The 20,166-nt window shown below is 42.5% G+C and carries 15 protein-coding genes; 14 read left to right on the top strand and 1 reads right to left on the bottom strand.

Translation table 11 applies throughout. From position 1 onward, the window contains the following. Nucleotide 1 precedes the first annotated feature (1 nt). Genes VE944_RS20385 through VE944_RS20330 form a run of 12 tightly spaced genes read left to right on the top strand, consistent with a single transcriptional unit; the run spans nucleotide 2 to nucleotide 16,659 of the window. Nucleotides 2–2,041 carry an HsdM family class I SAM-dependent methyltransferase gene (locus VE944_RS20385; protein WP_324981022.1) on the top strand — a complete coding sequence of 680 codons (2,040 nt, stop codon included), beginning with the start codon at nucleotides 2–4 and terminating at the stop codon, nucleotides 2,039–2,041. Next, a complete protein-coding gene (locus VE944_RS20380; RefSeq protein ID WP_324981020.1) occupies nucleotides 2,041–3,618 on the top strand; it encodes a restriction endonuclease subunit S domain-containing protein in 1,578 nt (525 codons plus the stop codon). The genes VE944_RS20385 and VE944_RS20380 overlap by 1 nt, the downstream gene beginning before the upstream one ends. A gap of 44 nt (nucleotides 3,619–3,662) precedes the next feature. After that, a complete protein-coding gene (locus tag VE944_RS20375) occupies nucleotides 3,663–3,890 on the top strand; it encodes a hypothetical protein (protein ID WP_324981017.1) in 228 nt (75 codons plus the stop codon). Beyond that, complete coding sequence (locus VE944_RS20370) at nucleotides 3,884–4,312, top strand: type II toxin-antitoxin system VapC family toxin (protein WP_324981014.1); 429 nt, start codon at nucleotides 3,884–3,886, stop codon at nucleotides 4,310–4,312. The genes VE944_RS20375 and VE944_RS20370 overlap by 7 nt, the downstream gene beginning before the upstream one ends. A 9-nt stretch (nucleotides 4,313–4,321) precedes the next feature. After that, complete coding sequence (locus VE944_RS20365) at nucleotides 4,322–5,569, top strand: hypothetical protein (RefSeq protein WP_324981012.1); 1,248 nt, start codon at nucleotides 4,322–4,324, stop codon at nucleotides 5,567–5,569. A gap of 17 nt (nucleotides 5,570–5,586) precedes the next feature. Next, a complete protein-coding gene (locus VE944_RS20360) occupies nucleotides 5,587–6,630 on the top strand; it encodes a hypothetical protein (protein ID WP_324981009.1) in 1,044 nt (347 codons plus the stop codon). Continuing rightward, nucleotides 6,623–10,921, top strand: coding sequence for a hypothetical protein (locus VE944_RS20355; RefSeq protein WP_324981006.1), 4,299 nt, complete (start codon nucleotides 6,623–6,625; stop codon nucleotides 10,919–10,921). Before VE944_RS20360 ends, VE944_RS20355 begins: the two co-directional genes overlap by 8 nt. Continuing rightward, entirely contained in the window at nucleotides 10,918–11,739 is an 822-nt protein-coding gene (locus VE944_RS20350; RefSeq protein WP_324981003.1) for a hypothetical protein, read from the top strand. Before VE944_RS20355 ends, VE944_RS20350 begins: the two co-directional genes overlap by 4 nt. Beyond that, entirely contained in the window at nucleotides 11,736–12,899 is a 1,164-nt protein-coding gene (locus VE944_RS20345) for a hypothetical protein (RefSeq protein WP_324981000.1), read from the top strand. Before VE944_RS20350 ends, VE944_RS20345 begins: the two co-directional genes overlap by 4 nt. Nucleotides 12,900–12,921: 22 nt before the next feature. Then, complete coding sequence (locus VE944_RS20340) at nucleotides 12,922–14,607, top strand: ATP-binding protein (protein ID WP_324980997.1); 1,686 nt, start codon at nucleotides 12,922–12,924, stop codon at nucleotides 14,605–14,607. After that, the gene (locus VE944_RS20335) at nucleotides 14,600–15,193 is read left to right on the top strand and encodes a hypothetical protein (protein ID WP_324980995.1); all 594 of its coding nucleotides are present in this window, start codon (nucleotides 14,600–14,602) and stop codon (nucleotides 15,191–15,193) included. Before VE944_RS20340 ends, VE944_RS20335 begins: the two co-directional genes overlap by 8 nt. After that, nucleotides 15,193–16,659: a serine/threonine-protein kinase gene (locus VE944_RS20330; protein WP_324980992.1), complete on the top strand. Its 1,467-nt coding sequence runs from the start codon at nucleotides 15,193–15,195 to the stop codon at nucleotides 16,657–16,659. The genes VE944_RS20335 and VE944_RS20330 overlap by 1 nt, the downstream gene beginning before the upstream one ends. Nucleotides 16,660–17,393: 734 nt before the next feature. Here VE944_RS20330 and ruvC read toward each other — a convergent pair. Beyond that, complete coding sequence (gene ruvC / locus VE944_RS20325; protein WP_324980989.1) at nucleotides 17,394–17,885, bottom strand: crossover junction endodeoxyribonuclease RuvC; 492 nt, start codon at nucleotides 17,883–17,885, stop codon at nucleotides 17,394–17,396. Nucleotides 17,886–18,059: 174 nt separating this feature from the next. Here ruvC and VE944_RS20320 point away from each other — a divergent pair, with 174 nt between their 5' ends. Together VE944_RS20320 and tsaE are read left to right on the top strand one after the other, a co-directional pair. After that, the gene (locus VE944_RS20320; RefSeq protein WP_324980986.1) at nucleotides 18,060–19,472 is read left to right on the top strand and encodes a gluconeogenesis factor YvcK family protein; all 1,413 of its coding nucleotides are present in this window, start codon (nucleotides 18,060–18,062) and stop codon (nucleotides 19,470–19,472) included. Between the two features lie 46 nt (nucleotides 19,473–19,518). Next, nucleotides 19,519–19,992: a tRNA (adenosine(37)-N6)-threonylcarbamoyltransferase complex ATPase subunit type 1 TsaE gene (gene tsaE / locus VE944_RS20315; RefSeq protein WP_324980983.1), complete on the top strand. Its 474-nt coding sequence runs from the start codon at nucleotides 19,519–19,521 to the stop codon at nucleotides 19,990–19,992. Nucleotides 19,993–20,166 lie beyond the last annotated feature (174 nt).

Here is a 20,166-nt window from a genome sequence, read left to right as displayed (position 1 = left end):
GATGGCAAAAACTAAAACGGAAGTCAAGCAAGCACAAGAAGAATCTTCTGGTGTACAGGAGGTATTAACTAACCTTTGCCAACAACAAAAATCAGCAGATTTTGATCATGTAATTTATCTACAAAAAAGCCTAGATAAAGAAGTTGCTGCTATTGTTTGGGGGCAATTTCAAGGTGTAGAAACACCGCGTATTTTTTTGTTGGCATTACCGCCGGGACAGTGGGAAAAGGCAAATGCTAACTATGTACAGGAGTTGTCTTATACCTTACCAGCAGCAGATACTCTAGAAGACCAATATCCTCAGTTTGGGGTGGTGACGGATGGGGAACATCAAGCAGTTTTTGACTTGGGTTATCCCGCTTATGAAATTGACCGTTTGCCAACGCTAAAGGAAATTAACGAGTACAAACGCATTAAGGCTGACCCCACTTATCGCTGGTCGATGAAAATGTACGATCGCTTAATGCGGGGATTTGATGAATTCCATGAACAAGTTTATCAGAATGTGCGGGATAACATCTCTAGTTCTAATGACATTATCCGCGAGGTTACGAAAATTCTGTTTCTAGAGTCCTTTCGCCTACACCATGAGGGGGCAAATTTAGAGTTTAAGTACGATGACCAAATTTTACGTTTAGATCAAATTTTTACCCTGGAGTACGTCCAACAGAAGGGGAACAAGGCAATATCACAAATTCAGGCAGCCTTTGATTACTTTAAGTCTCATGCTGATTATGTGGTGACGGATGACCAAGGAGAATCTCACGCCATTTTTGATGAACAAACCCACCTCAGACTCGCCCAGCCCCGCAACTACGAAACTCTATTAAACCTGATTCAAAATTTGGGGACTGTTACCAACAACCAGGATAAGGTGGTGAAACATCAGGGAACACTGGCAGATATTGCGGCTGATGTCTTGGGGCGGGTTTTGGATGTTTTCTTGCGGGCGAAGTTTAAACCGGAGGGGATGGGGGTTTATTTGACTCCTGCACCAGTAAAGCAAGCGATGCTGGCTATTGCTTTTCACGATATTAAAGAAGAAACGCCGGGATTACTGACGGCGAGGGGAGAAGATGGGAAACCTGCTTTTCGCTTTTGTGACCCTGCTTGTGGGAGTTATGGTTTTGGTTCTGTGGCGATGGGGTATTTAGAACGGGCGCTGCTGGATATTTTGGGCAAAGAAACTTCAATAGATGTGCGCCGAGACAAGCTATTTCAGGATATGTGCCAGTACAGTTTTGTGGGGGCGGATAATTCCCAGGATATGGTGACGTTGGCGCGGGTAAATATGGCGTTGTTGGGTGCGCCGAAAGCGCGAATTTTCCGCACCCATGACTCTTTAATTAGCGAACAATTCCAACCCTGTAGCTACGATTTGATTTGTACTAATCCGCCTTTTGGTACGCCGAAGTTTAGCAAGAATCAAGAAAAGGCGAAAAAGTCTTATGAACAGGCGCGGGAGTTGATATTATCGCGGTTTCGGTCTGATTTGGTGGGAAATAACAATAAAGCTGGAACTTTTACCTATGAACCTTCGGTTTCTGGGTTGGCAATGGGAGGAAAACCGGATAGTAGAGGGGTTTGGAAGCCTGTATCGCCGAGTATCGACCCGGCAGTGTTATTTATTGACCGTTGTTTGCAGTTGTTGAAACCGGGGGGGAGGTTATTAATAGTTTTACCCGATGGGGTGCTTTGTAATTCCGGTGACAAATATGTGCGTGAGTACATTATGGGGAAGAAGGATGAAGGAACGGGGCAATTTTATGGTGGAAAGGCGATAGTTAAAGCGGTGATTAGTTTGCCATCGGATACGTTTAAGCTGTCAGGAACGGGGGCAAAAACTAGCATCCTTTATTTACAGAAACGTCAGGGAAGGAAGGATGAGCCGGAAAGATTTCAGGATGAGCCGCAACCGGATGTATTTATGGGTATGGCTGAGACTTTGGGGTATTTGGTGAAGAATAATGTGGAAGATTATAGCGTCGGCGTGTCAAATGATTTGGCGGCGATCGTTGGTGCTTATGTGAGGGGAGAATAATGGCAAGTATTGTTAGACTGAATGCTCAACGTTTGAGCGACCGCCTAGATGCTATTTATTATTATCCATTATTTCTTGAGAACGAGGATCGTCTCAAAAGTTCATCTATAAAAATATCACACCTCAAAAATATTGTTAAAGAAGGACGGCGATCAATCTATTTTAGCACTGAAACTTTAGAAATTGATGATGCTCCTAATAACTGGATTCCTTTTTTGACAGCAGATGATTTTGGGGAAAATGGCTTTTTTGTTAATTTAAATTCGCGTCGTAGGGTTTCTCCTAAATTTGCTGAACAATATCCCAAAGGTCAGCTTAGAGGTAATGAACTACTGGTAAAAGTAAAAGGGCCCAATCAGATTACTGCATATAATGAGATGCCACCAGAAAATAGAGTTTTAGTGAGTGGCACTATCTGGGGAGCATTAGTTAAAAAAGAGCAGGTAGATCCACATTATCTAGTATCAGTTCTGTCTTGTCCTTATGCTGTAATTGCAAGGTCACGTTTGAGAACAAATCTCAATGTAGAATTTCTTGCTCCTGATGACTTATTGAATATTGAGTTACCTATTCCAGAGATTCGTGAAGCTCAAAACTATATTGGTGATAAGGTGCGGTTGGCGGAGAGGTTGAGGGAGCGATCGCGGGAAAGGGAAGCAGAAGCAAAAAAACTATTTGAAGATGCTATTTCATGGGAAAAACAATTAGAATATAAAAGAAATCATGCTTATGTAAGCGTTGATGACCTTGAACAACGTTTAGACTTAAACTTCAATTCCCCTAATCGTTTAAGCCTTATACAATATTTCAGAAATTCTCAAATTATCCTTGAATTTTTAGATAATATTACTGAAATTTCAGCAATGATTGGTTGGAAAGGATTAACTACTGAACATTACACAGATAAAGGCCCGTGGTTGTTACGAGGAATAGAATTTTCAAATGGAGTAATTGATTTTGATTCTCTAATATCAATTAAACAATATAAATATGATGAACAGCCCCAAATTCATCTTAAGCAGGGTGATATTGCCTTCACTAAAGATGGAACTATTGGTAAAGCAATTGTTATTCCGCTTTTGTCAAATTCTTTAGCTGCTGGTTCTACAGTAGCTCGATTACGTCTATGTTCAGAGCATAAAATTAATAAGTACTACTTGGAATATGTTTTAAACCATCCTGTAGTCCAAATCCAAGTTTTTAGTTTTGCAACAGGTATGGCGCAACCACATATTACCCAGGAATGGATTGCAAGACTACAAATACCAAGATGCAAAGTTGAACAAGAGATAGGCAATAAAATTCATTTTCATCATGAGGCACTAGTTGAATCTGGAAATCTCACCACTGCCGCCAAACTCCTAGTAGAAGCCCTCATCGAAGGCAAAATCACCGAGGAAGAACTCGAAACCGCCCAACAAGCACTACAAAAAGGCGACAGAGAACCAGACAAAGCTATCCTCTCGCGTCTCACCCGCAAAGGGATAGACATCAAAGGCGAACCGCCCCTCTTCCCCGACTTAGACGCACTTTATGAAATCATCGACCAAATAACCAAAGACACAGAGGAGGAATAAACACTAAAGTCAAAATAGGTAAACTCAGCAAATTATAGAAAATCATGAAATGTACAATTGACCTACCCGATACCCTAGCCCAACAACTAGAACAATATTTACAAGATCATCCCGATCAAAACCTAGAACGTCTCATTCAGGAAGCCCTAGAAGAAAAACTAGCTGGTAAAAATCTATCTAAACTACTTACCTTAGCCGGAATAGTCAACGAATCTCCTAAAAATGCCAGCGACCAAGCGGAAGACTCTCCTAATATTATTAATCCATGCTAAGTCCCGTCTCGCAAGTGGTGATTGATGCAGGGCCTTTAATTGCCTTGTTATATGCTAAAGACCCCCAACATAGAGAATGCAGAATTGGCTTTGAACAACTTAGTCAAGCTAAAGTCAGAGCTTATACTCCCATCCCCATTTTGTTTGAAGTCTACAAATGGTTGTTATACACAACTAACCCCAGGACAGCCCAAAGCAGCCTAAACACCATGTTAGAAAGCTTACATCTAATTCCAGTCAACCAAGCTGACCTTCTTGAAATCTCCGCCCTACTGCAAACCATCCCTAACTGGCAGGGAAGCCTGGAAGATGCGACAGTAATTTGGGCAGCAAGAGTGCGTAAATGTCCCGTTTGGACAATTAATTATCGAGACTTTGGCAACTTCCCCGCCTTAGAGTTTTGGAATCCTGACCTCAACTGAGGCGAAAAAATGAAGCTTTCACATTCCACCATTCGCAACTTAGAACACCTCCTAACTATTGGCGAAATTCCCACCGCAGACATCAGCCCCCTAAAAATCGGGCAAAACCTCGGAATGTGGACAACTTCCGCCGATGGTAGCCGCATCATCGCCACCCCTGCAACCGTCCAACTGCTGCAAAGCTTACCCAGCCTCTCAGAAACAGTCGCCGCCCTCCTCAGTTGCGAAGCTGACATCCGCCAAGCTTGGGGTAAAATTATCGCCGCCCGTCTGCAAGAACTGGGAACTCGCCGGGATACACAGGGACTCAGCGAAGCTATCAACACCTTGGGACAAGCATCTGAAACTTTAATTCAACTCTTACCCCAAGCCGCCCTCAGTTCTAGCAATTACATAGAATTAGAACGTACTCTGTTTGACACACCCGCCGAACAAGCCCCAGCCACTCCCAAATTGCTGCGCGTCTTAGGTGCAACAGCCCCCTTAATTGAAGGTAAACAGGGTACACCTGCAAATTCTCTTCAGGATATCGACCCTCTCAACCCGGCGATTAATTGGGTGCGGGGGCGGTTGCTGCGTTTGCCTAGTTTGCGAGATGGGGAGATAAAATTAAAATCTAGTATAAAATCTAGTGTTTTATCTGGCGACTGGGGAGATTTAACCCCAGAGGAAATTAACCCAGATGATACCCCATCTCAAGGAACAATGCGCTGGGTACTCTATCGCCCTTGGGCGTTTCTTTTAGCACAGGTTGTCTTTACTCAAGAAGCCTGGTCAGCAGAACGTGTTTCTGGTAAATTATCCCTAGAATTAGAAGATAGCCAACTTGCCCAATTCGACCAACCAACCCAAGTCTTAGTGGTCATCACCACCGCCGCCGGGGAAGAGGTAATTTGCGGCACTCTCGCTGAACTGCTGCTGCAAGTCTTAAGTCAGTTGGGCGTATCTGTACTCACCGCCCATTCTCCCCAAGACACTTTATATATAGCCTCCCTACAAGAAAGACTAGCCCCAGTTATCGCCGTTTTATTAAAACAGCAAGTCTGGCGGTTTGAAACTGGTAGTAGCGGTAGGCGTTCTGGCTATACCATCCACTCTAATTTTTCTGATAGCTGCTACCGGGTACTAGGTAGTAAATCATTTAACCGCCTGGGCAATTCTATCACCTCAGCCATTCGCAACAGTTGCGACAGATGGGTAAAAGAACGACTCGCCACTGCTGGTAACACCTCTGTTGCCCAGGTGACAACCAGATGAACAAGAAAATATCTATCATGCTTGCGCCTCCCTCCTTCTGGCCAGAACCCCGCGACCCGGCAGCGTGGTTACGCGCATTAGCGATTTTAGCAAAGTCAGAAAAAACCACATTCTCCGGCTACTGGTCAACTTGGGAACAGTATCTAACTAAAACAATTTCCCGCCGGAGTACCCCCGGACTTTTTGGACTAGACACAACAACCAAACCCGCCAAAATCCTTGGTGTGGGCTTGTTAGAATCAACCCCCGACGGTAAAAGCTGGCAATTGTCAGAGGAAGCGCAACTACTGTTAACCATCTGGCGCGAAAATGACCCCCAGAAAACCTTAGAAGCCTTAGCCGTGCATCTGCTAAAAAAAAGTGTTTGGCTGCGCTTGTTACTGCTGCATCTAGCCAGAGGTGATTGGCAAATCAGCCATTGGCAACAACCTATTAAAGTACATTCTCGCCCCACAACTTGGACAGAAGGTAGAGAAAACGCTTGTCTAGGTGCTTGGATGACCTCAGATTCTACCTTTTTTTTTCCAGAAAATAAAAGTAATACTACTGCATTCAAGAGTCAGAAAGGGCACAATATAATTATCAGAACGGAACATAAATTAATTTCACTTGCCCCACTTAAAGCTAGCCTTTACCTGCTAGACAGCCTCGACTGGTTGCGAAATGGGCAACTAATACTGCCGTTACATTTGGCACAACAACCAGACTTAGCTATTTTATCTCCAGTTCCAGACTCTCCCAGCGCCCAACTCCAGATTGCCACCAGCACCCACGCCGATATGAGAGGATTTTCTCCCGTTGAACCTGTGATGCGAACATTTGCCCAATATACTGCGATCGCGTCCACTTTGGAAACTGCCAATAGCTTTGAAAAATGGATGGATGAGTTACTGGGTGCAGCTTTGAAAAAAGGCGCAATTGAACTACACGCCGCCGAACCAGGACAAGCCAGACATGGAAGGGGACTATTTGGTGACAGGCAACGCAAATTAATTAACTGGAGTATTCATCCAGAATTCGACGCTTTATTTCCAGCTTTTAAACCCGTTAACTATGAATAATCTTAATAAATCCATTATTACTCAACCTGGGACTTTGACTACCTATCGCTGGGCTGCTACTGGTGTTTCTTCCTATCCCTTAACTCATCCCATTGTTGGACAAGGAGATTTCTTTTTTAAGTTTCGTCACTTTATCCACCTTATAGATCAAGAAGATGAACGCTTTGCCCATGTCTTTGCCATCATTGCCCAATGGGGTGTAGGTAAATCTCGCCTCGCTTACGAACTTATCAGCCAAATTAACGATACTTCCCCCGGTTGGGCAGTACGCGACCAAGCTGGGTCTTTAACTGATGCCAAACTATTTGATAATGACGCAGACCGCGAACAATATCTTGGTCTTTATATCCGTTACAGCCAAATTGCCAACGAATACCACAACATCGATAACTGGTTTGGCTACGGTTTGTATAAAGCCCTTTTACCCCTAACTAAAAAGACTTTTGATACTTCTATCCAAGCCAGTATTGCCAAAGAAGTCTATGACCGCCTGATTGTTAAAGGTTTTGAAGAAAGCAAATTAGCCGCAGCCTTGGAAGTCGAAAAAAACTACTCAGATGAAATTCTCTATGAAGACTCTTCTCTAGTAACAAATCTCTGTCAAGCTGCTTACGATTATTTAAGCCAATTTGGGATTAAATATATCTTGATTGCCCTGGATGAACTAGAAACAGCCGCCGAAGCTGCCACCTACGATTTAGAACCTGAAGATATTAAACGTCTTGATGGTCGGGCAATTAAACTGATGGGGAAAGCTATCAAAGAAGAAGACCCCCGGCGAAAATTACCTTGGCTGAGGTATGTAGCCTTATGTTCCCCAGCTATTGGTGATGAACTAAGAGAAATCCAGTCTACAGCCCGACGTTTTGAATTAGTTGAACTTTCACAAAATGCATTTGCAGATGTTAGTGATTTTGTCAATGCTCTCACACAACAAGGACGCTTAAGCCAAACCTATCCCGAAGGCTTAGTAGAAGCTGCTTACGCTATGAGTGGCGGTAACTTTGGCTGGTTTAACGTCATTATGGCTAATGTAGATCAAATTTTGCGCGATCGCGGCATTAGTGGAGAAAAAGACCAGCCAACAGTCGCTGCACTGTTTGATGCATCTGTAAAAGTTTCTAACCGCATTAGCGACCATATCCTCGACCATAACGCCATCAATGAACTTAAAGTAGACCGAGTTCATTTACTAGCAGCCAAAAAATTACTGTACGGGCAATTACCAGTTCCTTTAACGCAATGGCAACCAGAAGAACTCAACGCCTTATTAACAGGCGTAAATGAGTACGACGAACCCATCGCCCTGTACTATCGCCAGGTCAACTGGGATGAAGTGGATTGTACTAAAGCCTTACGAGAAGCTAAGTTTGTCCGAGACAAAAGTACTTGGAAATTGAACGGTGTAGATCAACCCCTCGACCTCAGACAACTATTAGCCAACCTCAGCACCTACGCAATTCACGAAAGCCGCAACAGCCAAAATAACTTAGGTAAACACACACTCTTAGTTCCTCTGCAAAGAACTGATTTCGTGCAACTTGTTAGCCTTCTCTATCCCCATGCTGCGGCTGAAGATACAGCACGGGCGCTGTGGCGAGGTTTCATTGGTGAACAAGACTTAGAAGCATCTCAAGCAACACATATCGGCCCCAGTATTGCTATGTTGGGACGGCTAAATTTGCGTTATCGCAAACAAAGCCAAAATTCGCTGATTTTTAGAGATCCAGATTTTAATTCTGCTCACCAATCAGTAATCAAGCAGCTGCAAAAGCAACCTCCAGCAGACAAAGCCATCCAAATATTAACGGGGGTTATGCGTCTTCTGGATCAAAACTGGAAATACGATCCTGTCAACTCAGGATTAAAAGATATTATGGCAATTGCTACTCCTAGTGGACGCACCGGAGGATTAGTAACTTGTGATGCACTTAAACTTCACCCGCAAAGCAGACTCATTATTGCTTGGGTCAACAATACACAAGAACTAGAACTTTTATGTAGTCAAGCATCCACACAATTTCATCAAGAAGGAAAAACCCCAGTTTTAGCTTTGACCTCTTCGCGGGGGTTGGTAGATATTTTTAGTAAGCCATCAACAGATACCCTCAAAAATGCTCATCAATACTTGCTCCTTTATCAGCTATCAGATAGCGAAGAGTTTGTCTTGCATCAAATAGGAATACCCACTTCAGGGTGTGTAGGCTTCAAAATAGATGGACAAGGCTTTACCACAGCTTTTTTTAACCGGACTAACTCCCTGTTACGCCCATTAATGGAGGAAATCCACAAATGGCGGAGAAACCTGCATGAACAAGGAGCGATCGCGTTTCCTCTGCGTCCTAGTGGCAAATTAAAGGATGAAGAAAAGGATTTACTCTTTAGGGCTTGGCGTTATTTACTGATAGAACAAAATTCGCCTCAATCACTGTCACACTTGGATCGCAGTAGTGGTATAGATGTAGAAGCTTTAATAGCTGTTTTAGGGAAACTGGGAATTACCCCCAAAGCGCAGAGGGCTGGTTATGAACAACAAGAACGTGCTTGGTTATTTGATCGGCTCGACGATACAGCAAATGCAGTATTTCCGCCTTTCTTAAAAAGAATTCTCGACCGTCTTTTAGGGGGGCAACCCTGGACTTTAGACGCAGCAGAAAGAGAATGGTTTTGGGGCTACATTTGGGAAGGAGCAAAACCCAAGGACATTTTTATTGAGTGGATGGCTTTAACGTGTGAATTAGATTTCGCTAAAGTTGAGGCAGACGGTACAGGTGGTAAAGATAAAAAATATAGCCTGCGGACTCGCAGTGAATTGGGTAATTTAATTCAAGAAGCTGAGAACTGGTTACAAAATGACTACCCAAAAATTGTTCAGGATATGCAGGTAGTTTTTGGTGAAGGAAAGGTACAGGATTTTTTCGCTCCTTTGGGCAGTAAACGCGTTGGCACAAAAACCAGCACGGCTCAAGCTGCTATTAAACGCGCTAAAGATTCTTTGTCAGCCCTAACAGCCGCAGAAGAAAATCAATACACTAGCATTGCAGTTGAAAATCAGCCGACAATTTTACTTGCAGCAGCAAAATACCGTTTTTCATTACTCCTAGATATCAATTCTGTCTATCGCCGCGACGATTACAACAGTATGCAAGTGGATGAAAACATTAAGACTCTTAATTTTGAGGATGATTCAAAACCCTTGTGGGAACGCATCCGTCGCGCCGAACTTTTCGCTAAATGGGTACAAGATTTTGCAGAATGCATTTGCGATCGCGTTGATTCCCTAAAAGAAGAAATCAAGGTAGAGGTCAAGGAATTATCTTGTTTTCCCGTGTCTTTGTTTACTTTATCTTTAGAAAAAATCCGCGATATCTTAGATGGAGCCTTGCACTATAGCTCTCCTCAAAGTAGTACAGGTAGAAAACAGGTAACAGAAGCAGGAACTCTTGGTCAATCTCTGAAAGATTTAAAAGTTGCTGATGCCACTGAAAGATTACTACAACTAGGGCGAGAAGTTGGGATTGACCTAAACCTTCAGAAACAAACTCCTTTAGGAGAAATTGACGGTTTAATTGTTAGTGGATTTCGCCGTCTTAAGCAAGCCTACGAACAACTTACAGAAAGACTTAGTAATATTAAAAACAGACTGGATAAATTGCAAGATGTTCTAAATGATGCCCCTGCTGATTTCAATTATCCTAAAAACTTACAACCAATTACTAAATTATCGGCGCAACCACTCCTGATTGAAGATGCTTTAACCGACATCAAAGAAGATGATGCTGAAAGCCTCCGTGGTGACTCGACTTATGATAAGCCTGCTAAATTTGGCAACTTTAAACCGTTGATGGATGCAGCCGTTGAATTATTGCTAACCGAACCAAAACGGAGCTTAGATGGTTTATCAGGTCAGGTCTTATCTTTAGAAAACGCAGTCACAGGTTACTACAAGCAACTGTTAAATGATACAAGTTTAGAAGCTATAGAACAGGGTGTGAATGCTTTACTCAAAATACAAGGAAAATCTCCCTATAACAAGTTTACCCTGGTAGAACTGGAAGCAACAGGAAGCTTGAAGGGTGCGATCGCACTTAAAGAACAACGTCGCCAAGAATGCCTAAAAATAGCAGAAAACATTCTTGCTTCTACAGGTATTTCTTTTGCTCGCTGGCAGCGAATTATCACCGCTATTAACTCAGAACGTGACCCCCAATTAGAACCAGATGAAGCGGAGAAGCTTGTTAATCAAGGCTTTCTCATTCGCACATATCGGCTGGGAGGAAAAACATCATGACCGCTTTCGTTTGGTTAGCGGGAACCTTAGCAACCCATCGCCGCCGCCGCATTTTACAAGATGTAATATCTGCTAAACCTATAGAAAATCAACTCCCGTCTTCTGGTTTGTGTCTGCTATTTGGCAGCGATTTTCAGGAAGCCGACGAAAAACAGCAACAACAATGGTACAACTGGACTCAAGAGCCAGGAAAGATACTATTATTAATTCCTCCATTTGAGACAGAAAAATCTTCTATCCCCTGTGAATGGCAAATCCGGCGGCATTCTGGTGTGAGAGCAAAGCCAGATGTACCTTTACTTCAGGTACTGGCTCCAGAAGTACGTTATGAACTTCAAGGAAAATTACAAACTCTCACTCAAATTGGCGGTGCTTGGGATGATTTCAGCATTAATACTGCATACTACCGTAAGCACCCCCACTCTGGAATCTTTGCTATTACTTGTTTACCGTTATGGTCATTAGCTGTACTCGATCAAGAACAAGAACTGCAAAAATGGCTGGAGCAGCTACATAGTATTGCTGGTCAACCTGTTGCTAAAGCAGTAGAGCAAACTTTATTTCAGCCAAAACCAGAACACTTTACTGTCATGCTACACTTGCTTACCCAAAAATTTGCTGATGCATCAACAGCACTCACAGCACTACAAAATTCAACTATTTTCTCTATGGATAGGAAAACCGCCCAAACCTATTTAGCTGACCTGCAATTTCAGGGATTGGTTGAGGGAGCCAAGTTAACAGAACTTGGTCAAGATGCAATTCGTAGCAGTTCCTATTTAGCCTATGCAGAAGCTCTGGAGGCATTAGCTTTATGACACAAACTTTTAACACTCAGGGGCGATCGCTAGCACAAACGCTCGCTATTCAATCACAGGTTAATTTAGCAGGAACAGTTGGTCGTATCCTAAAACAAATTAGAGATATTGAGCGCGTCGCACCGTTTTTTTCTCAAGCGGGTTTAGTGCGCTCAGTTAACCGTCCCAATCCCTTAAACCTCTGCGTAGCAGGAATTGCAACTAAAGCCACAACTACAAAAACTATCGGGGGCTTCCTCTATGCGGCGGCGGCGGTTCGTGTTGATTTAGCAGTTGATAATAATATCATTTCCACAGTTGGTCAGGATAGCACCTGCGAACTCGACGATATCAACTACGAAAACCAATCAAAACGCCTGCAACTTATCGGTGTACGCCAAGCTTATGAAATGGCAGATCGAGCAATGCGATCGGAAAATTTTTACGACCTGATTTTGCTAGACTGTCCCCTGGTATTAGACCGCAGCATGGTGCCTTTGCGAGAAGCAGAGAGTTATGCTAGTTATCGCAGTGCTTTTGATAGTGCTACAACAGCAATTTCTAATTTTTGGTCAACTCACCGCCAAAAACTACAGCCCTGGAATCCCAATGGTACTGCTATTGTGGGCTTGGCATCAGAGCGTTACGGGGCGATCGTTTACATTGCTCAACAAGACTTACGCACAGTAGAAGGTCGTAAACATATCCTCAGTAGTGAGGGAATTGATGCAAATCTAACTCGTCAAATTATCGGTTCAGAAGAAGCGATCGCCGGAATCGGGGAAAGACGCTTTATTTATGGCATTCTCAACAGCTACACCCGCACGGCAGCTTTTCGCTTGAATGTGCAAACACCACGTATGGAACCAAGCGATGTAATTTCTTTAGGCGTACTTGGTTATCACTTCAAAGCAGCACAAACCAATACCCCTCAATTACTGCAATTAATTGGGGATGAACCTCACTGGAACCAAAATAACCTTGATTGCATTTGTTCTCAAGTCATGGCACTTACAGTAACTGGAAGCTCACAAGGGACTCCTTTACCAATCCAGTTGGCAGAAAGAGAACAACAAGCTTTAGATAATTTTCTCGAATATTACAATCAAAGTCTACAAGCAGAAATTAGACGGCGTGAAGTTGAGAATTTATGGTTATCTGATCTAGATGATTTTTCTTAATAATCTATCTATAAAAACGGCAATGAAAAATCAAATTCTAGGCAAATTGGTAGGTAATACTGGCGATCCCAACAATCTCACAATGATTCTCTCCTCTTCGTTTGCTGGTAGACGAGGTGAGTTTGTCCGCATTTGTCACCAAGAACGCCAAGAAGAACCAGAAATTAATGTACTAGGACGAATTAACGGTATCATCCGCAGCAATGTTCTCTACAACTCAGAAATAGGGCAATCCCTTACAGATTTAGAACTACTACCAGGCGCTCAAATTACCGGAGAACGCTTAATTGCCAAACTAGAACTTGTTGGTTATAAAGACCCATATACAGGTCAAATTAAAATTCCGCGCCGGGCCCTTGACCCTGGCGCGAAAGTCGAAACTGTAGACTATCAATTCCTTAGCTCATTCTACGAATTTGATGAACAAACCAGTTTACATATAGGCAACTTAGTAGGTTATGAATCTGGCGACAATATTGTTCCTGTCTATTTAGATGTTAACCGCTTGGTAACAGAACATCTGGCAGTCTTGGCAATGACAGGTTCGGGAAAATCTTACACAGTTGGTCGCATTATTGAGCGTATTGTCACCCTCAATAATGGCACAGTTGTGGTTTTTGACCCCCACGGCGAATATGGTCGCGCTCTGCAAGGTGGTAATTTGCAATTCAATCTTGACTTTAGCAATCTTGATGACCCCCGCGATCGCAAGAGTATTCCCGAAATCCAAGAAAATTTTCAGCGTTTGCAAGAAGCTGGTGCGGGAGTTGTAATTTACACTCCTCAAAACACTACATTCCGCGAGAAATATGCAGGTAAAAATCAAGAATTGGCACTTCAGTTTGACCGCTTTGAAATGGATGATGTGAGTGAAATTCTGCCTGGATTAACAGAGCCTCAACAGCGGGTACTTGATGTAGCCATCCGTTACTGGAAAATAAGTGAAAAAAGTGAGCCAAGAGATATTAACTCTTTACGGTACTACTTAGGAGATGGTTTAGAAAAGTTACGGGAGTGGGAAGAACTTAGTTCTGCCGAAGCTGCTGCCTTGAATAGCCGCAGTGCAGCAGTTGCTTCCATGAAACTGTCACGGGTTCTCAACGAAGCCCAAAGTTTTTATTCCGCAGCCTTAGCTAGACCTACGGATATATATGATATGGTAGGCCGACCCAGTGATAAGCGCGGTAGGCTTGTAGTGGTTGACTTACAAGGTTTAAGCGATACAGCAAAACAAATTATTACAGCTTTGATATCTAGTGAAATTCTCCGCGCTGCTGGCAGTAAAACAGACCGCATTCGTCCCTGTTTTCTGGTTTATGAAGAGGGACACAATTTTGCTCCCGCAGGACAACAAGCAGTAAGTCATCGCATTATCAAAAAGATTGCAGGTGAAGGACGTAAATTTGGGGTTGGGTTTGCCATTGTGAGTCAGCGTCCCTCAAAGCTAGATTCTGATGTAACTTCCCAATGCAATACCTTAATTACTATGCGCTTAAAAAATCCCGACGATCAGAGGTTTATTACTAAAACTTCGGACATGGTGAGCAAAGCTGATATCGAAGAATTACCCAGTCTTTCTACCGGAGAAGCATTGATTTGTGGACGCTCAATTCCTGCACCATTGTTAGTAAAAATCGGTACTAAAGCACTGGTTCACGGTGGACAGTCACCAGAAGTTCTCGATCTGTGGGGACGATTCAATGGCTGATTACCTTCAAAGTAAGATAACGACAGAACTACAAAACCTGAAAACGGCTCAAGAACTGTTACCTATCTGGACTGATAATTGGGGAGTTGAAGATTTCGGTTTGTCAATTCATAGTCTTGGAGTCACCTTCTTAACCCTACTGGGCAATCATCTTGGCTACGTGGGAGTTGCAGAAGTTCCAGCTTTACCACAAGGAAATTATGCTTATGTTGGGGATAATGTGCGCTCAGATGTGGTTTGGTTTGACAAAATTAGTCATTCACCTTTTTTGATTGCTGAATTTGAGCGTTACAGCAAAATAAACGATCAGCCGAAATTACAAAGTAAGGTGAAAAACTTGTTGTTGGCACAGCATCGTTGGTACGAAACCTCAGAAATTTTATTGTTGGCTTACTGGAGCAAGAAACTCATCTCATCCCCTGAAAAGTCAAGTTTGCAGCAAATTATCAATAGAGGATTTGAAACTCAAGCAAAAGAACGGGTGAAAGGCAGCATGAAGGGCCAGTTACTACTGCTGCAATTCGTGATGGAAGAAAATAGTAACCATTTACTATACCTGTCAGACATTATTCTGAGGGTAAATTAATGAGTCGCAAATCCAAATTTTTTATTGCACGCGCTGATCGGCGATTAGGCGATCGCTACGAACTCCTTGAATGTTTAGGAGATGGTACTTATGGTTGGGTTTGGCGAGCGCAGCGTCTAGAAGACAATCAAATTGTTGCGGTCAAAATTCCCAAAGAACAGGGGGCAAAAAATGAAGACCTTGCCGAGGGTTCAGCATTGGTGGGTGCAGAAACTCATCCCAACGTTATTAAAGTGTTTTGGATGGGACGAATTCCTCCAGAGCGCGAATGGTATGCCATTGAAATGGAGTATTTCCCTAGCCTGACTCTTTCTCAACTGCTTGATCAAGGAAAACAAGGATTTGTCGCTAGTTACAAGCGAGTCCTTGATATTTACCAGCAAGTTTTAATGGGAGTACAGCATCTTCACCAACTCGGAATGTCCCACGGTGATATTAAACCCCAAAATATTCTTGTTTCAGGCGACCAGGTAAAATTGACTGATTTTGGCTGTAGTGTGTTACCTGATGATATATATGCCCGGACTCGTGAAAATGGTGGAACAGTTCTTTATTCAGCACCTGAAGTAGTAGGCTCAACTTTAAAAGGGCGTACTGCTGAAACCCTTTTTAAAGCTGATATCTACAGTTTGGGTGTATTAATTTACCATTTAGTCACAGCGCGACTACCTCACGATACTCTCAGTCAAGTTGCTCGGTATACACCTTTTCCCCGTCCTCGTGAGATTAATTCATCGGTTTCACCAACTTTAGAAGATTTTATTCTACGCTGCCTTGCCTTTGAACCAACAAATCGCTGGGAATCGGTCTCAACAATGGCGATCACATTTAGACAAGTTGCTAATACTCAAATAGATTATCAACCCATGCGTACCTTGTCACATCGGCAGCAACCTTCTGAAGATTGGTCAACCCAGGCTTTACGGTTATTAGAAGCAAGAGCCTACTCTCAACTAGAAAATTTAGCACATTTAGAGTTTGAAAGTAGCTCTGACCCCCATGCTTTCTTACTGATGATCACCGCAGCATACAGAGACGGAAGGTATTTTGATTGTCTAAGAGATATTGAAGCACATCCATACTTGTTAAATGCCGATTCTCCTTTAAGAGGCGATCTTTGTCGCATTGGATTAGCTGCATACATGCAAACGCGGCAAATTCATCAAGCTTTTGAAATGGTAGAAAAGTGTTTAGCAATTGAGGGCTTTTTGCCAGACCTGTTACTTAAAAAAGCTTCACTTTTGGGTTTACAGGCAAGGTATGAAGATGCCGCTAAGATTTTGTTATTGTTGAATCGCGAACGCCCAAACTATTCTGCTATCCTTAAACGCCTTGTGTTGGTTTTTGAGCAATTGAGAGATACAGGTAAAGCTGTTGCTTTTTTGCAAGCGTATGCAAAAATACTACCTAATGACCAGTGGGCGAGGCTCAAACTGGATCAACTCAACGCTATCAGAGTTCTTTAACTTTTATATAAATTTCGTCCACAAAGAAAAGTGGGCAAGATGCCCGCAGCACAAGATTGAATAAATTATTTTTTAGAAATGCCTAAGTCTGAGCCATTACCTAAATAAATAGAAAATAGCCGTCATATACGTTCTGGTGAACGCAGTTGATGACGGCTACTTAATTTATTGGGCATACGTAGAGCATTCGTGAGAGATTAAGGTCGAATACCATTTGTCAATAAGCAATAGTACTTAAAATATTGCGAAAAATCGGGGTTTTCAACAGAATTGTTGAGCAGGCGATCGCGTCATCTTGATCGGCATCATTCATTCTTGAACTATCAGTTCAGTACAACAGTTAAGTTAATACCTCATTTTTGACAAAAATTTCAGCATAATTTCTAATTGACAAAAGGTAATATCGTCTTATCATCTCACCAATGTAAGTAGAGAGGGTAATTATTCTTCAATAATCGCTACTAAGTAAGTGTGTTGGAGAATTTCAAGTATGTAACGAAATATAAATTTAGGCAATACCTTAGAAATTCCTTATTTCACGGTTTTGACAAAACTAAACATATATTGGTTTTATCCTGCCTACCTATTTACTTGAGATCAGAATTTTACATCATAGATTCTAAAATTCTGATTTCTTGATCCAAGATCCCATCTGTGCCAGTTGGTTTCCAAGTTTATTCTCTAGTTTCCAAGTTTATTATTCAGTTTCCAAGTTTATTCTCGTTTTACAATATCTACAGCTGATAAGAAGCCGTCAAAGCTACCGCCAAAGCATCCGCAGCATCATCCGGCTTAGGAATATAATCTAAATCCAACTCCCGCGCCACTGCTTCTTGCACTTCCGACTTATCGGCATTGCCATACCCTGTTAAAGCCTGTTTAATTTGAGCAGGAGTAAACTCTACATAAGGAAGACGACGCTGCCCCAACACTAAAATAACTATACCCCGCGCCTGTGCAACCAGAATTGTACTTGACATCCGATAGAAGAATAGCTTCTCGATCGCAACCAAATCTGGTTTAAATTCCTCCATCACGGTGTGTAAATCATCAAACAAAGTACATAAGCGCAGTCCCATTTCTACATCTGCCGACGTTTTTATTACCCCAAAATCCAGCATATTTACTGTAGTCTCTGGTATTTTGTTAGGAGTTTGTATGCAGTTAATTGCCCCAAATCCTAAAATTGCCAGTCCTGGATCTAATCCTAAAATTCGTTTTTGCATTAAATTCACTTTTATCAAGCTAGGGTATTGTTTAACTAGGAATACTGGCAATTTTGACCACTTGCTCTTAGTCTAATGGGATAGACAAATATAATAGTTTCACGCCAAGTGTTTTAAACCAAGTGGTGTAAATTTTCAGTTAATTATTGTTTGTAGCACTGCTGTAAATCAGGTATGTCAATTGGTTTTCTCAGACAAGCCCTCAACGCCCTGCAAAAGCAGTCGCGCTCTCGTACTTCCTATCGGGTTAACCAGTGGTTCAAATGGTTATCCCCTGGACTATCGGTAAAACGTTGGTTGTTGATCAGTATTGGGGGTGTACTGCTGGCGAGTTTGGGGTTAGCTATCTGGATTAAGCTCACGCCAATTTTTTGGACGATAGAGTTGTTTAGGGGTTTCCTGGGAGTAATCACCAACATTTTACCCAACTATGTTAGTGGGCCTTTGGTGCTGCTTGGCGGCTTGCTGTTAGTGCTTTGGGGGCAAACTCGTACTGTAGGCTCAATTACTAAGGTACTAAGAGCAGAAGGCGGAGAGGAACTCATCGATGTCTTGCTGGCACATCATCGATTGTACCGAGGCCCAAAAATAGTGGTAATTGGTGGTGGTACGGGACTTTCTACGTTATTGAGGGGATTAAAAATTTACAGCGCTAATATTACTGCTATTGTCACTGTTGCCGATGATGGTGGATCTTCTGGGCGGTTGCGTCAAGAATTTGGAGTGTTACCACCAGGGGATATTCGCAATTGTTTAGCTGCACTAGCAGATGAAGAAAAGTTATTAACAGAATTGTTTCAATACCGTTTCCGGGCTGGAGATGGGTTAACGGGTCACAGTTTTGGTAATTTGTTTTTAACGGCAATGAGTGATATTACTGGAGATTTAGAACAAGCAGTTGCAGCCAGTTCTAAAGTGCTAGCAGTACGAGGACAAGTACTACCAGCAACTCTCAGTGATGTTCGCCTCTGGGCAGAATTAGCCGATGGTCGCCGCATTAATGGGGAGTCTAGCATTCCCAAAGCTGGCGGTAAAATTGTCAAAATTGGCTGCATTCCAGCTAATCCTCCAGCAGTACCAGCAGCTATTAAAGCACTTAAAGAAGCTGATTACATTATTATTGGCCCAGGTAGCCTTTATACAAGCCTGATTCCTAATTTATTAGTACCAGAAATTGCCGATGCGATCGCTCAAACAGATGCCCCCCGTATTTATATCTGCAATATAATGACTCAACCAGGAGAAACGGAAGGATACACCGTTGCAGATCACATCAGAGCAATTGATGCTGCTTGTGGAGAAAGGCGGCTATTTGATGCTGTACTAATCCACAAAAAATCCCCCTCAGAGCAATCACTCATCCGCTACGCCGAACAAAACTCCCATCCGGTTTTCCTAGACAGAGAAGCCGTAACTCAGCTTGGACGAAGGATTGTTCCAGCTAATGTTTTGTATGAAGATGAAACGGGTGTTATCCGTCACAATCCGCAGAAACTAGCACAAGTGTTGTTGCGGTGGTACGGTAGAGGTCAGCCCCTTAGGGGAATTCAAAATTCAAAATTCAAAATTCAAAATGAAGGAAAATGAAATTAGTCATTAGTCTAAATAAAGGACTAATGACTAATCACTAATTATGAAAATTCTTCTTGCAGATACAGAAGCGACCCTACGCTTAGGTATTACTCTCGGTGAATCTCTAACTCCTGGCAGTGTAATTTTACTAGAAGGTGATTTAGGTGCTGGTAAAACTACCCTAGTTCAAGGTATTGGCAAGGGTTTGGGAATCGCTGAACCTATTGTCAGTCCCACTTTCACCCTGATTAATGAGTATACAGAAGGGCGCCTGCCCCTTTATCACCTAGATTTATATCGTTTAGAACCACAAGAAGTTGCAGCCCTGAATTTAGAAAGTTACTGGGAAGGTGTTGAAGTCATACCAGGAATTGTGGCAGTTGAATGGGCAGAACGATTGCCCTACAAGCCAGATAGCTATTTAAGTGTGAGCTTGACTTATGGGAATGAGGGCACTCGTCAAGTCGAACTCATCCCATTCAATTGTGCCATTAGCGAAGTTATTGCCGCGATTTCAGCTTATCTCCCGACTTAAGTATGAGAAATGTCACTTTCTTGAGAATATGCAATAGGAGAAAATTTTTGCAAACAGTCGAGGGAGAACTCCACACTCGTTCTATCTGCCACTACCACGCTCACCACTGTAAGTCACTAACATTGTTATCTCAACCCAAAATAAATTAAAAAATTTTGTAACAGCAGCTTTATT

The sequence above is a fragment of the Nostoc sp. genome, assembly GCF_035638895.1.
GTDB lineage: Bacteria > Cyanobacteriota > Cyanobacteriia > Cyanobacteriales > Nostocaceae > Nostoc.
This window is presented reverse-complemented; position numbering and strand designations above follow the sequence as displayed.